The sequence below is a fragment of the Streptomyces sp. KLMMK genome, from assembly GCF_036961605.1.
Taxonomy (GTDB): Bacteria; Actinomycetota; Actinomycetes; order Streptomycetales; family Streptomycetaceae; genus Streptomyces; species Streptomyces telluris.
Map to the genome: position 1 here is coordinate 1 of NZ_JBAMDC010000146.1, position 15,011 is coordinate 15,011.

The 15,011-nt window shown below is 73.1% G+C and carries 12 protein-coding genes; 7 read left to right on the plus strand and 5 right to left on the minus strand.

Translation table 11 applies throughout. The features are described 5' to 3' along the window. Both V7793_RS20730 and V7793_RS20735 read right to left on the minus strand, forming a co-directional pair. Nucleotides 1-485 (minus strand): UvrD-helicase domain-containing protein (locus V7793_RS20730; RefSeq protein WP_336008648.1); only part of this gene is annotated, 485 nt, incomplete at its 3' end. A 206-nt stretch (nt 486-691) separates the two neighbouring features. Then, on the minus strand, nt 692-1,060 hold the full coding sequence (locus tag V7793_RS20735; RefSeq protein WP_336008650.1) for an MGMT family protein: 369 nt from the start codon (nt 1,058-1,060) through the stop codon (nt 692-694). 197 nt (nt 1,061-1,257) lie between these two features. Between V7793_RS20735 and V7793_RS20740 the strand changes: the two genes are divergently transcribed. The 7 genes from V7793_RS20740 (at nt 1,258) to V7793_RS20770 (ending at nt 11,723) form a co-directional block, all read left to right on the plus strand. Further along, nucleotides 1,258-3,915, plus strand: a complete 2,658-nt coding sequence (locus tag V7793_RS20740) for a lysylphosphatidylglycerol synthase transmembrane domain-containing protein (RefSeq protein ID WP_443057953.1) — start codon at nt 1,258-1,260, stop codon at nt 3,913-3,915. Nucleotides 3,916-3,995: 80 nt separating this feature from the next. After that, nucleotides 3,996-4,388 carry a TOBE domain-containing protein gene (locus V7793_RS20745; RefSeq protein WP_336008654.1) on the plus strand — a complete coding sequence of 131 codons (393 nt, stop codon included), beginning with the start codon at nt 3,996-3,998 and terminating at the stop codon, nt 4,386-4,388. Nucleotides 4,389-4,401: 13 nt separating this feature from the next. Continuing rightward, nucleotides 4,402-5,157, plus strand: a complete 756-nt coding sequence (modA, locus tag V7793_RS20750; protein ID WP_336008655.1) for a molybdate ABC transporter substrate-binding protein — start codon at nt 4,402-4,404, stop codon at nt 5,155-5,157. Next, on the plus strand, nt 5,154-7,115 hold the full coding sequence (locus V7793_RS20755; protein WP_336008657.1) for an ABC transporter permease: 1,962 nt from the start codon (nt 5,154-5,156) through the stop codon (nt 7,113-7,115). The genes modA and V7793_RS20755 overlap by 4 nt, the downstream gene beginning before the upstream one ends. A gap of 183 nt (nt 7,116-7,298) precedes the next feature. Next, complete coding sequence (locus tag V7793_RS20760) at nt 7,299-8,864, plus strand: alpha/beta hydrolase (RefSeq protein ID WP_336008665.1); 1,566 nt, start codon at nt 7,299-7,301, stop codon at nt 8,862-8,864. A 137-nt stretch (nt 8,865-9,001) separates the two neighbouring features. Then, nucleotides 9,002-10,099, plus strand: coding sequence for a hypothetical protein (locus V7793_RS20765; protein ID WP_336008659.1), 1,098 nt, complete (start codon nt 9,002-9,004; stop codon nt 10,097-10,099). 52 nt (nt 10,100-10,151) lie between these two features. Then, nucleotides 10,152-11,723: an alpha/beta hydrolase gene (locus tag V7793_RS20770; protein ID WP_336008660.1), complete on the plus strand. Its 1,572-nt coding sequence runs from the start codon at nt 10,152-10,154 to the stop codon at nt 11,721-11,723. Nucleotides 11,724-11,813: 90 nt separating this feature from the next. Here the strand turns inward: V7793_RS20770 and moeZ are convergent, their stop codons facing one another. From moeZ to V7793_RS20785, 3 genes are all read right to left on the minus strand, one after another. Further along, entirely contained in the window at nt 11,814-12,992 is a 1,179-nt protein-coding gene (moeZ, locus tag V7793_RS20775; protein WP_336008662.1) for an adenylyltransferase/sulfurtransferase MoeZ, read from the minus strand. A gap of 87 nt (nt 12,993-13,079) precedes the next feature. Beyond that, on the minus strand, nt 13,080-13,853 hold the full coding sequence (locus V7793_RS20780; RefSeq protein WP_336008667.1) for a spherulation-specific family 4 protein: 774 nt from the start codon (nt 13,851-13,853) through the stop codon (nt 13,080-13,082). Continuing rightward, a complete protein-coding gene (locus tag V7793_RS20785; protein WP_030366193.1) occupies nt 13,850-14,764 on the minus strand; it encodes an NAD-dependent epimerase/dehydratase family protein in 915 nt (304 codons plus the stop codon). The genes V7793_RS20780 and V7793_RS20785 overlap by 4 nt, the downstream gene beginning before the upstream one ends. Nucleotides 14,765-15,011 lie beyond the last annotated feature (247 nt).

Sequence of the window (15,011 nt, forward strand, 5' to 3'; positions counted from 1 at the left end):
AGCTCGGCCTGGCCGGCCAGCAGCTCGCGCACGACGGCGTCCTGCTCGGGGCCGGACAGCAGCCGCAGGGGGTCGACGAACAGGTCGGCGTCCTGGTGGGCGCGGACGAGGGCGTAGCAGTACGAGTGGAAGGTGGTGGCCTGGGGCGCGGCGGCGCCCGCGCCGAGCCGGGCGGCCATCCGGTCGCGGAGCTCGACGGCGGCCTTGCGGCTGAAGGTGAGGACGAGGATGCGCTCCGGCGGGGTGCCCCGGCGCACCCGCTCGGCGACGGCCTCGACCAGTGTCGTCGTCTTCCCCGTGCCGGGGCCCGCGAGCACGAGCAGCGGCCCTCCGGCGTGCTCAACCACGGCACGCTGGCGTGCGTCCAGCTCAGGAAGGGCCGTGGAGCCCGGCCGGGTGCGCACGAGGCGGTAGGCGCCCGGGGAGGACTGCCGTGCCTGCTGGTGCTGCGGCCGGGTCGAGCCGGAAGGCGGGAAGGAGCTCACGTGGGTTGCCGGTCCTGGTGGGGGTGCGGGGAGTCGTGCGGCCGTGCGGGGCCGGAGGCCGGGGAGTGACGGTGGTTCCCGACGCTACGCCAGGCGGCGTCCGGGGCGCAGGGCGTCGCGGGAGCCGGCGCACGGCTTCAACGGTCTCATCCGTTCGGGTGAGACCGGGTCCGCCCGGGCCCCGCGGCCGCGGGCGGTGGGTGCCGTCAGGTGTGCGGAGTCACATCCCCGGGGTCGCGGCCGTCCCAGCGGGCGAGGGCCATGGCGATCCGGGGGACGTGTCCCCCGGCCGACCGCGCCGCCTCGCGCAGGGGCGTGCCCTCCTCGCGGTAGCGGGCGAGGGCGCGCAGTTCGTGGCCGGGCAGCAGGACACCGTCCGCGCGGACGACGCGCCACCAGGGCACGGGGCCGCCGTAGAGCGCCATGACGCGCCCCACCTGACGGGGCCCGCCCTCGCCCAGCCACTCGGCGACGTCCCCGTAGGTCATCACCCGCCCGGGTGGGATCTGCTCGGCGACCGCCAGCACCCGTTCCGCGTACTCGGGAAGCTCCTCGTCCTCGCTCACCCGGTCCATGGTGCCGCACCCCGCCGACAGCCCTGTCCGGCGATCACCCCGGTGATCACGCAGAGTGCGGAATCGCACTACAGGGCGTACGATCCGGAGTCCGCGCCCCCGAATTGCACCCTGATGCCCCCTCGCCCGGCGGGGCCGTGCCACCATCTTCCGGGCGGTGACAGGTGATACGAGACCAAGAAGACGAGAAGGACCGGATGCAGGGCGCGGAGCCTCCTGAGGGGGACCACGCTCCCCGAGCGCTGCCCTCGTCAGGCCCGGGAGCGTACGAGTGCGACGAGGGGGGCGTGCAGATCGACCGGGTCTCCGGTGACGAACCGCTGCTGCCCGCCCGCGTGCACCGCCCGGCCGACCTGGTCCGGCTCCTTCTCGGCATCGTGGGCATCGCGCTCGTCCTCGCCCTCGCCGCCTTCGCGCACGGCACCACCACGGGTCTCGCACAGGACATCAACGAGAGCACGGGGCGCGCCCCGCAGCTGCTGGCGAGCTTCGCGGGCCTCGCGGCCAACATCGCCATCTTCATCGTCCCCGTGGCCTTCGCCGTCGAGCGGCTGATCAAGCGGGACGGGCTGCGCATCGCCGACGGCGTGCTGGCCGCCGTGCTCGCGCACGGCGTCTCCCTGGCCACCGACCTGTGGGTGGCCCGCGCGGCCCCCGCCTCGATCCGCGGGGCCCTCACCCAGCTCGCGCCCACCGGCGGCTTCACCGACCCGGTCCACGGCTATCTGGCTCCGGTGATCGCCTATATGACGGCCGTCGGCATGTCCCGGCGCCCGCGCTGGCGCGTGGCGATGTGGGCGGTCCTCCTCCTGGACGCCTTCGCGGTCCTGGTCAACGGCTACACGACACCGTTCTCGATCGTCACCACGGTCCTGATCGGCTGGACGGTCGCCTACGGCACGCTCTACGCCGTTGGCTCTCCCAACGTCCGCCCCACCGGCCGCCACCTGCTGACCGGACTGCGCCGCGTCGGCTTCAAGCCCGTCACCGCGCTGCGCGCCGAGGACGGCGCCGACGACACCGAGCCGCACGAGCGGGGCCGCCGCTACATCGTCACCCTGGAGGACGGCCCGCCCCTGGACGTCACGGTCGTCGACCGCGAACAGCAGGCGCAGGGCTTCTTCTACCGCGTGTGGCAGCGCCTCGCCCTGCGCGGCATCACCCAGCGCCGCAGCCTGCAGTCCCTGCGCCAGGCCCTGGAGCAGGAGGCCCTGCTCGCCTACGCGGCCATCGCCGCCGGCGCCAACGCGCCCAAGCTGATCGCCACCTCCGAGCTCGGCCCGGACGCCGTCATGCTCGTCTACGAGCACATCGGCGGCCGCCCCTTCGGGCAGGTGCCCACCGACGAGATCACCGACGAGCTCATGGCGGGCGCCTGGCGCCAGGTCCATGCCCTGCAGTCGCGCCGCATCGCGCACCGCAGGCTCGACGGCGACGCCCTGCTGGTGGATCGTTCCGGCAACGTGGTGCTGACCGACCTGCGCGGTGGTGAGATCGCCGCCGGCGACATCGTCCTGCGCATGGACGTCGCCCAGCTGCTCGTCACGCTCGGCCTGCGGGTCGGCGCCGAGCGGGCCGTGGCCACCGGCGTGGCCGTCCTCGGTCCCGACGCCGTCGCCGACAGCCTCCCGCTCCTGCAGTCCATCGCCCTCACCCGCACCAGCCGGGCGACCCTGCGCCAGCTCGCCCGTGAGCGGGCCCAGCGGGAGCGCGAGAAGGTCCTGGAGGCCGCGAGCGCCGCCAAGGAGGCCAAGGCCGCGGCGGCCGAGGAGGAGGTCAGCGGCCGCAAGGCGCTCAAGGCCGAGCGCCAGGCCGAGAAACGGGCCATCGACGAGGCGCTGGAGGAGGCCCGCGAAGAGGACCTGCTGGCCCAGATCCGCCGCCAGGTGCTCCTCATCCGCCCCCAGGCCCCGATAGAGCCCGTGCGCCTGGAGCGCATCAAGCCGCGCACCCTGATCAGCTTCGTCGCCGGCGCCTTCGCCGCGTACTTCCTGCTGTCGCAGCTCACCCACGTGCAGTTCGGCGACCTCGTCGACAAGGCGGAGTGGCCGTGGGTCGCGGTCGCGGTGGCCTTCCAGGCGCTGACGTACGTCGCCGCGGCCCTCAGCCTGCTGGGTTTCGTACCCGAGAAGGTGGGCTTCGCCCGCACGGTGCTGGCCCAGGTGGCCGGCTCGTTCGTCAAGCTGGTCGCCCCCGCGGCGGTCGGCGGCGTGGCGCTCAACACCCGCTTCCTGCAGCGCTCGGGCGTCCGCCCCGGCCTGGCGGTGGCCAGCGTCGGCGCGTCCCAGCTGTTCGGCCTCGCCTGCCACATCATGCTGCTGCTGTCCTTCGGCTACGTCACCGGCACCGAGCGCAGCTCCTCGCTCGGCCCCTCGCGCACGGTCATCGGCGGCCTGCTGACGGCCGCGGTCCTGGTGCTCGTCGTGGCGGCGATCCCGGTCCTGCGGAAGTTCGTCTCGACCCGGGTGCGGTCGCTGTTCGCGGGCGTGGTCCCGCGCATGCTGGACGTCACGCAGCGCCCGCAGAAGCTCCTCTCGGGCATCGGCGGAATGCTGCTGCTGACGGCAGCGAACGTCATGTGCCTGGACGCCGCGATCCGCGCCTTCGGCGGCGAGCTGAGCTACGCGAGCATCGCGGTGGTCTACCTGACGGCGAACGCGCTGGGTTCGGCGGCGCCGACGCCCGGCGGCGTCGGCGCGGTGGAGCTCGCGCTGACCGCGGCCCTGACGGTGGCGGGCCTGCCGGCGGAGCAGGGCACGCCGGCGGTGCTCCTCTTCCGCCTGATGACGCTGTGGCTGCCGGTCCTGCCGGGATGGCTGTGCTTCACGCACCTGACCCGCAAGGGCGCGATCTGACCCGGGGCTCCACCGCATCTGCCAGCACCCCGACCACAACCCCTTGCAAATGCGAGTGACAAACGCCTACGGTGCCGCATATGCGTTCCTACACGATCGGCCGTGCCGCCAAGCTGCTGGGCGTCAGCGCCGACACCGTCCGGCGGTGGGCCGATGCCGGCCGGATACCGACGCGCCGTGACGAGGCGGGGAAGCGGCACATCGACGGGGCCGACCTGGCCGCGTTCTCGGTGTCGCTCGCGGCGGAGGCGGCGGACGGCGAGGACGCGTACACCAGCGCCCGCAACGCCTTCCCCGGCATCATCACGGCCGTCAAGCTCGGTGACGTCGCAGCGCAGGTGGAGATCCAGGCCGGTCCGCACCGCCTCGTCTCGCTGCTCACGCGCGAGGCCGTCGAGGAGCTGGGGCTGGTGGTCGGGATGGAAGCGGTGGCCCGGGTGAAGGCCACCAACGTGCACATCGACCGCACCTGACCACGGAGAACCGATGCACTCTCGCCGCGCGCTGCCGCTCCTGGCCGGCACGATGCTCGTCCCGCTCCTGGCTGCCTGCGGCAGCGAGGACAAGACGGACGCGAAGCCCCGGACCGAACTCACCGTCCTGGCGGCGGCTTCCCTGACGGACGTCTTCAAGGAGGCGGGCCGGGCCTACGAGAAGGAACACCCGGGCATCAAGGTCAAGTTCTCCTTCGCGGGCTCGCAGGAGCTGGCCGCACAGGTCCGCCAGGGCGCTCCGGCGGACGCACTGGTGACGGCGGACACGAAAACCATGCAGGATCTGAAGAGCGGGACGAACACCCCCAAGGTGATCGCGAAGAACCGCCTGACGATCGCCACGGCGAAGAACAACCCCAAGAACATCAAGGCCCTGTCGGACCTCTCCCGCAGCGATCTCAAGGTCGTCCTGGCGGCGCCGGAGGTGCCGGTGGGCCGCTACAGCAAGAAGGTCCTGGACCAGCAGCACGTCACGGTGAAGCCGGTCTCCCAGGAGCCCAGCGTGCGGGCCGTCCTGAGCAAGGTCACCCTGGGCGAGGCCGACGCCGGGATCGTCTACGTGACCGACGCGGCCAAGGACAAGGTCGCCACCGTCACGGTGCCCGACGAGCAGAACGCCGTGGCGTCGTACCCCGCGGCCACGCTCAAGGGCTCCAAGCACGCGCAGCAGGCGGACGATTTCGTGAAGTGGCTCAGCACGGAGGAGGCCCAGAAGCTCCTGCGGGCAGCGGGCTTCCAGCAGCCGTGACCAGGGCCCGTACGCCCCTGGCGCTCGGGCTGCCCGCCGCGCTCGCGGTGGCGTTCCTGTTCCTGCCGCTGGCCGGCATCCTCGCCCGCACCCCCTGGGAAACGCTCCCGTCCCGCCTCACCTCTCAACCGGTCACCGAAGCCCTGCAGCTGTCCCTCTTCGTCTCGGCCTGGGCACTCCTGCTCTCCCTGGTCCTGGGCGTCCCGCTGGCGTGGCTGCTGGCGCGGGTGGAGTTCCGCGGCAAGTCCCTGGTGCGCTGCCTGGTGATGCTGCCGATGGTGCTGCCGCCCACGGTCGCCGGCGTGGCCCTCCTGCAGGGCTACGGCCGCCGCGGCGTCCTGGGCCCGGCCCTGGAATCCATGGGCGTCACCCTCCCCTTCTCCACGGCAGGGGCAGTAGTGGCATCGGCCTTCGTGGCGATGCCGTTCCTGGTGATCAGCCTGGAGGGCGCGCTGGCGGGCCTCCACCCCCGCTACGAGGAGACGGCGACGTCCCTGGGGGCGGCGCCGCTCCGCGTCTTCCGCACGATCACCCTGCCGATGGTGGCCCCCGGCCTGATCGCGGGGGCGGCGCTCAGCTGGGCGAGGGCCCTGGGGGAGTTCGGCGCGACGATCACCTTCGCGGGCAACCTCCCGGGTGAGACGCAAACACTCCCCCTGCAGGTCTACCTGCTCCTCCAGGACGACCCCGAAGGCGCCACAGCCGTATCCCTCCTCCTCCTGCTGATCGCCACCACAGTCCTGATCTCCCTCAGGGGCCACTGGCTGCAGACGCAAGCGAACGGAAGGGGCCGGGGTGGTGGGGGGCCGGCAAGGGGCGTGACGCGTGATTTGCGGCGGCGCGCGGGGCACTCAACACGTCCGGCAGAGGCCGTAAATCATGCAGCCCCGGAGGCCCCGGACCACCCCGGCCCCGCACCCGCCCCGCACCCGCTGCGCACCACGGTCGTAGGTGCAACCAACACAACCCTCAACGCACCCGCAGGCACGACCATCGCCGTAGTGGGCCCGAACGGCGCGGGGAAAACCACACTCCTCAGAGCCCTCCTGGGCCTGACGCCCCGCGCGACAGCCACCCCGCTGCACCTGGGCGACAAGGACATGGCCGAAGAGCCCCCGCACCGCCGCCGCATCTCCTGGGTCCCCCAGGAGATCTCCCTCTTCCCGCACCTCACGGCCCTCGCCAACACCGCCTACGGCCTCCGCGCCCAGGGCGTCCCCAAGGCCGAGGCCCACCGCCGGGCCCGGTACTGGCTGAACCGCCTGGACGTGGGCGCCCTGGCCCACCGCAAGCCGGCGAGCCTCAGCGGCGGCCAGGCGCAGCGCGTGGCCCTGGCCCGGGCCCTGGCCGCCCGGCCCCGCCTGCTCCTCCTCGACGAGCCCCTCGCCGCCCTCGACCAGTCGGCCCGCTCCGCCGTCCGTCACACCCTTCGCACCCATCTCGCGGACTTCCCCGGCGTCTGCCTCATCGTCACCCACGACCCCGTCGAAGCGGTGTCCCTGGCCGACCACGTCCTCGTGCTGGAGGACGGCGCGACCGTCCAGTACGCGACACCGGCGGAGCTGACCCGCCACCCCCGCTCGCCCTGGGTGGCCCGCATGCTGGGCCGCAATGCATGGCCGGGCAAATCGACCGCCGAAGGAACCCTCCTCCTGGACGACGGCGCCAGTCTCACCACGGCCGACAGCCACGAGCCGGCGACGGGCCTGGCCGTGGTCCCCCCGGAGGCGGTCTCCGTCCACACGACCCGCCCCACCCCCGGCAGCCCCCGCAACACCTGGCAGGGCGCGGTCCGCGAGATCACCGCCCACGGCGGCCGCCTGCGCGTCCTGGTCACGGGCGAGCCGGACGTCGTAGCGGAGATCACCCCGGCCGCCGCGGCCGAGCTGAACCTCGCGGAAGGCACACCGGTGTGGGTGAGCGTCAAGGCCACAGAGATCACATTCGTCCCCCTATAGAGGGTTTGCAGCCACAGCACCACAAGCCCCCACACCCACATGTACCTACGCACGCCCAAACACACCCACACAATCCACCCACCCCCGCCCACTCTCACGTAACCCGTACGCCCCACCCCGCGCGCCCCGGCACCTCCCCGCCCGGACGATGAGCAGGTGACCAGATCCGCACGGGCAAGGGGCATGCTCACCGCCGCACTCCTGGCGGTCACGGCGGCGGGCTGCACCGGCAGCGGCGGCGGCAGCGGAAGCGGCGCGAGCGACCCGAGCGGGGCCACCCACGCGAACGAGACCACCCGCGCAGGGGCGGCCGGAGGGGCGGCCGCCCAGGAGGCCGCCCGCCAGAAACCGGACTGGAAGCCCTGCCCGCCGCCCACCACGGCGCAGAGCGGATCCTCGGGCGGGGCCCCGGGCCCGGACTGGGAGTGCGCGACCCTCCACGCGCCTCTCGACTACGCCAAGCCCAGAAGCAGCAGCAACACCATCGACATCGCACTGATCAGGGCCAAGGCCACGGACCAGGCCCGCCGCATCGGTTCGCTGATCTTCAACTTCGGCGGCCCCGGCGGCTCCGGCATCACCACGCTCCCGGCCTTCGCCGCCGACTACGAGAACCTGCGCACCCGCTACGACCTGGTCAGCTTCGACCCGCGGGGCGTGGGGCGCAGCAGCGGCGTCACCTGCCTGGACGACGGGCAACTCGACGCGTACTACGCCGCGGACGCCACCCCGGCCACCCGGCCGGAGCAAAAGGCCCTGGTGGACCGGGTGACGGCCTACGCCGCCGGCTGCGAGCGCAGGTCCGGCAAGGTCCTCCCGCACGTGGGCACGGAGAACGCCGCCCGCGACATGGACCTGATGCGCCAGGTCCTTGGCGACGCCCGGCTGCACTACTTCGGGGTGTCGTACGGGACGGAACTGGGCGGGGTCTACGCCCACTTGTTCCCGGACAAAGTGGGCCGCGCGCTCTTCGACGGCGTGGTGGACCCCGGCGCGGACCCGGTGCAGAGCGCCCTCGGCCAGACGCAGGGCTTCCAGCTCGCGCTCACCAACTACATGGAGGCATGCGCGAGGACGTCGGACAACTGCCCGACGGAAGACCAGATCAGCGCCCTCCTCCGGCGCCTGGGCAAGGAGCCGATCCCGGGCGCGGGCGGGCGCGATCTGACCCGCTCCCTGGCCACGAGCGGCATCGCCCAGTCCCTCTACTCGAAGGACTTCTGGGACTACCTGACCGAGGGCATCGAGGATGCCGAGAACAGCGACGGGCGGCTGCTCCTCTCCCTGGGCGACGCCATGAACGGCCGTGGTCAGGAGGGCCGTTACAGCACGCTGCAGTCATCCCTCAACGCCATCACCTGCGCGGACTTCGCCCAGCGCTACACCGCGGCCGAGATCGAGCCGCGCGTGCCCGCGTTCCGCAAGGCGTCCCCCGTCTTCGGGGACTTCATGGCCTGGAGCCTGACCCAGTGCACGGGATGGCCCGTGAAGGGCGCATGGCAGACGCCCGACGTGAGCGCGAAGGGCTCCGCGCCGATCCTCGTCGTCGGCAACACCGGTGACCCCGCGACCCCTTACGAGGGAGCGAAGCGCATGGCGCAGGAGCTCGGGCCGGGCGTGGCGGCCGTCCTGACGTTCCGCGGCGAGGGCCACGGCGCCTACGACAGCGGCAACGCCTGTGTCAAGGGGGCGGTCGACGCCTACCTGCTGAACGGTACGGTGCCGGAAACAGACAAGATCTGCTCATAGCACACATAGCACATATCACCGGTGGCGCGGGCCCAAGGCATGATCGATCCGGATTCGGGGTCGAATGTCAGTGGCTCGCACTACGATCGCCCGCACAGCAGTTCCGCGGACGACGAAGGAAGTTCGGGGGGACGACAGTGCCGTACAAGACGCCGTTCAGGACGCCGCACACCACCGGCGACCAGGCCGACCGCAGGGCCCGGGCCCTCACCGGCGCCCTGGCCATCGCCGCGCTGGTGGCCGCCCTCGTCGCGCTCTGGCAGACGCAGTCCACGCCGCTCGGCGGGCGCTCGTACTGCTGGGGCGCATGGCCCGAGGACGAGGCCCCGTTCCGCCGCGGCGACCACGACCGCACCGCCGAGGAGAGCGCACCCGCGCCCGGGCGCCCCACCGGCCACTGCTCGCTCCGCTGGCGCGGCGGCCGGGGCCTCGGCGCGTACGAGCAGCAGGTGGACCTCCGCCTGGGCACGGGACCGCGCCAGGAGGGCGAACGACGCTCGTGGCTGGGCGAGTTATTCGGGGACGGCGACACCCCCCTTCCCGACGGCCTACCGGGCTTCACCGCCGCCTCCGGCGCGGGCGCCCTGGTGCTCCCGGAGAGCTGCGACGTGGACGGCCGGCCGTCGGTGGTGACGCTGAAGAGCATCACGGCCCTCTCCTCCGCCACCATGGAGGAGTTGCTGGTCAGGGCGGCCAACAAGGCCACTAGGGCGACCAGCTGCACCACGCTCCCCCCGATCCGCCTGCACCACGACCCGTCGGCTCCCACACCCTCGGACACCGGACGACACCGCTGCGGCTTCCCGGGCCTGGTCCCGAGCCCGGCCCCCGCCCCGGGCAGCCCCGCCCCCGCCACGGGCGGGAAGGCGAGCCCGGCCCCCGCCGGCGGCCCCACCACCGGCCCCGCCACGAGCAGCGACTTCCACAGCTGCGCCATAGCGGGCGCCCAGGGCTGGGCGGCCCGCTTCCTGACCACCGGCAGGCCCCGCCTGGTCGCCCTCTTCGACGGCCTCACCGGCGACCGCCCTCCGGCCCCCGGCTGGCGGGCGCGCGGCAGCATTGACGCGGCCGGTGCCCTGGTGCGGGCCGACTGCGACGGCAGGCCCACCGTCTTCACCATGCGCAGCGGCCCCGGCCGCACCCGCACCCGGCTGGACGACCCGCGCGAGGCCTTCCCCCGCTACGTGGACGCCGTCGCCGCCCAAATGGGCTGTGCGCCCCTGCGCGCCGGGTGACGCCTCCACACGGCGGCTGCTCCGGCGCCTTCACCTCCGTACAGTCGGTGGAATGAGTTCCCTACGGCCTCGGGCCACCACCCCTCGGGCCACCACCGCCCTCCTCGGCGCCGGCATCGCGCTCGTGACGGCCCTCGCCGCCACCGGCTGCGGCAGCGACGGCTCCCCGGCCTCCGGGGACCCCAAGAACGCCGCCGGAGACGGCCGCGCCCCCGACGTCCGGCTGCGCTGGACGGCGTGCTCCGCGCCGACCGCCGCACAGGGCAGCGACGGCAAGGCCCCCGGCAAGGCGTGGGAGTGCGCGAAGCTCCCCGTCCCGCTGGACTATGCCGAGCCCGACGGCGAGAAGATCGAACTCGCCCTGATCCGCACGAAGGCCCGGGACAAGGACAAGCGCCTGGGCTCGCTCGTCTTCAACTTCGGCGGCCCCGGCGGCTCCGGCGTGGCCACCCTGCCGGGCCTGGCCACCAGCTACGAGAAGCTGCGCGAGCGCTACGACCTGGTCAGCTTCGACCCGCGGGGCGTGGGCGAGAGCGCGGGCGTGCGCTGCCTGAGCGACAAGGAGACCGACGCCGCGAGCCAGATCGACGGCACGCCGGACGACGCGGCCGAGGAGCGGACCGCCCTCGCGGCGAACAAGGCGTACGTGGACGCCTGCGCGAAGAACTCCGCCAAGGTCCTGCCCCACGTCGGCACGCTGAGCGCCGCCCGCGACATGGACCGCCTGCGGGCCGCCCTGGGCGACGACAAGCTCAACTACTTCGGCATCTCCTACGGCACCGAGCTCGGCGGCGTCTACGCCCACGCGTTCCCCGGAAACGTGGGCCGCGCCGTGCTCGACGCGGTGGTCGACCCCTCGCAGGACCCCGTGCAGGGCAACCTCGGCCAGGCCAAGGGCTTCCAGCTCGCCCTGGACAACTACCTCAAGGACTGCGTCTCCTCGGCCCAGGCGGCCCGCTGCCCCACGCAGGAGCGGATCGTCTCCCTGCTCAAGAAGCTCGACGCGCAACCCCTGCCGACGCGCCAGGGCCGCAAGCTGACCCAGGACGAGGCCGTCAACGGCATCGCGTCCGCGCTGTACTCCAAGGACACCTGGAAGTTCCTGACGCAGGGCCTGCAGGAGGCCATGAACAAGGGCAGCGGCGACACGCTGCTGCTGCTCTACGACCTCCTCACCGGCCGCGGCACCGACGGCCGCTACAGCAACCTCGGGCCGGCCAACCGGGCGATCTCCTGCGCCGACGCCCGGCAGCGCTACACCGCCGACGACGTGAAGGGCCGCCTGGCGGACTTCCGGGCCGCGTCCCCGGTCTTCGGGGAGTCCGCGGCCTGGTCGCTCCTCGGCTGCACGGGCTGGCCCGTCGAGGGCAAGTGGAAGACGATCGACGTGAGCGCGCAGGGCTCCGCCCCGATCGTCGTCATCGGCAACACCGGCGACCCGGCGACGCCGTACGCGGGCGCACACCGCATGGCGGAGGGCCTGGGCAAGGACGTCGCCGTGGAGGTCACGTACAAGGGCGAGGGGCACGGGGCGTACAACAGCGGCAACGCGTGCATGGTGCGCACCGTCAACGACTACTTGCTGGAGGGGAAGACGCCGGCCCGGGGCACGACCTGCTCGTGAACGGACGCCGCACGACCGAGCAAGGGACGCACACATGAGTAAGGGGCTCCCGCCATGGCGGGAGCCCCTTACTCACACAGAAGTGAAGGTCTAGTACACCGGCTTGTCCGGCTCGACCTGGTGGACCCAGCCGATCACGCCGCCGCCCACGTGCACCGCGTCGGAGAAGCCCGCCGCCTTCAGCACCGCGAGGACCTCCGCGGAGCGGACACCCGTCTTGCAGTGCAGGACGATCCGCTTGTCCTGCGGCAGGCCCTGCAGGGCCGTGCCCATCAGGAACTCGTTCTTCGGGATCAGCCGGGCGCCGGGGATCGAGACGATCTCGTACTCGTTCGGCTCGCGGACGTCGATGACGTCGATGTCCTCGCCGTCGTCGAGCCACTCCTTGAGCTGCTTGGGAGTGATCGTGGAGCCGGCCGCGGCCTCCTGGGCCTCCTCCGAGACGACGCCGCAGAACGCCTCGTAGTCGATGAGCTCCGTGACGGTCGGGTTCTCGCCGCAGACCGCGCACTCGGGGTCCTTGCGGACCTTGACCTGGCGGTAGGTCATCTCCAGGGCGTCATAGATCATCAGGCGGCCGACCAGCGGCTCGCCGATGCCCGCGAGGAGCTTGATCGCCTCGTTGACCTGGATGGAGCCGATCGAGGCGCACAGCACGCCCAGCACGCCGCCCTCGGCGCAGGAGGGCACCATGCCCGGCGGCGGGGGCTCGGGGTACAGGCAGCGGTAGCAGGGGCCGTGCTCGCTCCAGAAGACGGACGCCTGGCCGTCGAAGCGGTAGATGGAGCCCCACACGTACGGCTTGCCCAGCAGCACGCAGGCGTCGTTGACGAGGTAGCGCGTGGCGAAGTTGTCCGTGCCGTCGACGATCAGGTCGTACTGGGAGAAGATCTCCATCACGTTGTCGGCCTCGAGCCGGCCCTCGTGCAGGACGACGTTCACGTACGGGTTGATGCCCTGCACCGAATCCCGTGCGGACTGGGCCTTCGAACGGCCGATGTCCGCCTGACTGTGGATGATCTGGCGCTGCAGGTTCGACTCGTCGACCTCGTCGAACTCCACGATGCCGAGCGTGCCCACGCCGGCGGCGGCCAGGTACATCAGCGCGGGGGAACCGAGGCCGCCGGCCCCCACACAGAGCACCTTCGCGTTCTTCAGGCGCTTCTGCCCGTCCATACCGACGTCCGGGATGATCAGGTGGCGGGAGTACCGACGAACCTCGTCAACGGTGAGCTCGGCAGCCGGCTCGACCAGGGGTGGCAGCGACACGGGGTCTCCAGGAGAGGCGTCCCCGCTCGCGCGGGGAACATACAGGCGGCGTTCGGTTCTTCCCCTGTAACCCTGCCACGCCCCGTCTCATTCCGAGACACCCGGTCCGATGCGCGAGACGATCTCGTCCCAGTAGCCGGGCATCACCTCCCAGGGGTCCGCTTCGTCCCGGTCCGTCCGATCGGTGAAGTAGATCGTGCCGGCGCCCTGCCAGCGGGCGAGGCGCAGCGCCTCGTCCAGGTGGGCGCGGGGGACGCCGTGCACGAGGTGGCAGAAGCGGGCCGCCGGGAAGTCGGCGGTCCACTCGGCGACCTGCGACCAGCGGTAGGCCGGCCAGGGCCCGTAGAACGTGACGAGCTGGTCGGCGAGGTCCGCGTAGCCCGGTGAGGGATAGGTGCCGTGGACGAGCACGACGTACGCCCGGTCGAGGATCGTCCGCAAGGAGGCGACGGTGCGGCGGGTGCCGGGCAGGGCGGCGGGGTCCGCGGGGGTGGCGTCGAGGGCGAACCCGTCGACCTTGTACCAGTTCAGATAGCGCTGGGCCTCGGAGAGCACCTCGCCGAGGGGGCGCTCGCCGAACCGCAGGTCCAGGTGGCCGAGGACCCGGATGCCCGCCTCGCGCAGCCGGGCGGCGGCGGCGACGCGATACGGGTCCGGGCGGTCGCCGGGGCCTCCGGAGGCCGTCCCGCCCGGGGCGGCCATGGCGCCGCTGCCGAGCACGACCCACTCCACGGGGACGTCGGTGCGCAGGAGTTCGCCCCATTCGGCGGGGGCGAGCAGCGGGTGTGCGAAGCCCGGGACCCCGAAGCGCAGCGGGGCCTCGCGGACGGCGCGGGACCGGCGCTGCCCGGGCGGGCTCAGATGCGACACGCGGCCTCCATCCAGATGTCGGCCAGCGACTCCTCCAGGCCGATGCGGGGGCGCCAGCCGAGCCGGTCGCGGGCGGTGCGGACGTCGGCCTGCTGCCAGCTGCCGCAGCCGTCGGGGTAGGGGTAGGCGGGCGGGGTGCCCAGGTGGGGGTCGTCCAGCTCGTGGAGGGAGCCGCCGTAGCCGGCGACGCGGGCGAGCGTCGCCGCGGCCTCGCGCAGCCTGACCGCTCGGCCGGTGCCGATGTTGACGGCGCCCTGGGCGGCGGAGAGGGAGGCGGCGTGCACGGCGCGGGCGACGTCGCGGACGTCGACGAAGTCGCGCTGGACGCCCAGGCCGCTGAGCTTGAGCTCGCTGTCGCCGTTCTGCATGGCGCGGCGCAGGGCGTCGGCGAGCCTGCCGAGCGGGGAGCCTGCGGGGGTGCCGGGGCCGACGGGCGAGAAGACGCGCAGGACGATGGCGTCGAGGCCGGAGCCGAGGACGAGCTCGGTGGCGGCGAGCTTGCTCACCCCGTACGGGCCGCCGGGGCGGGGGACGGCGTCCTCGGCGGTGGACGAGCCGGGCTGGGAGGGCCCGTACTCGGAGGAGCAGCCGAGCTGGACGAGGCGGGCCCCGCAGCCGCTGCGGCGCAGCGATTCGCAGACGGTGGCGACGGCGACGGTGTTGTGGCGGGTGAGGTCGCGGGCGCCGCCGCGGGTGGCGCCCGCGCAGTTGATCACGACGCCGGGGTGGACGGCGTTGAGGAAGCGGGTGAGCGCGCCGGGGCTGCCGGTGGCGAGGTCGAAGCGGACGTCCGCGTCGTCGCCGCGGCCGAGGGCGGTGAGCTGGACGGCGGGGTCGGCGAGCAGCCGGTCGGCCACGTAACGGCCGAGGTAGCCGTTGGCACCGAGCAACAGAACCCTCATCGGTCGCGCCCTCGCTCTCGCCCGGCGGTGCGGATGGGGTGAACGGTCATCTTGCTTGCTCCTCTGACGGGGGTGTGCGGTGGGACGGTTGCGGTCACCGGGCCCGGACGGGGGCTTCTCCCGGGTCGGCGGGGACGGGGGCGAACGCCCCGCAGCGGTGGGCGGAGGCCCGGCAGAACACGGTCAGGGCGTGGACGAGGAGGGCGAGCGCGGGGACCGCGCAGGCCACGAGGGGTATGGCGGCGGG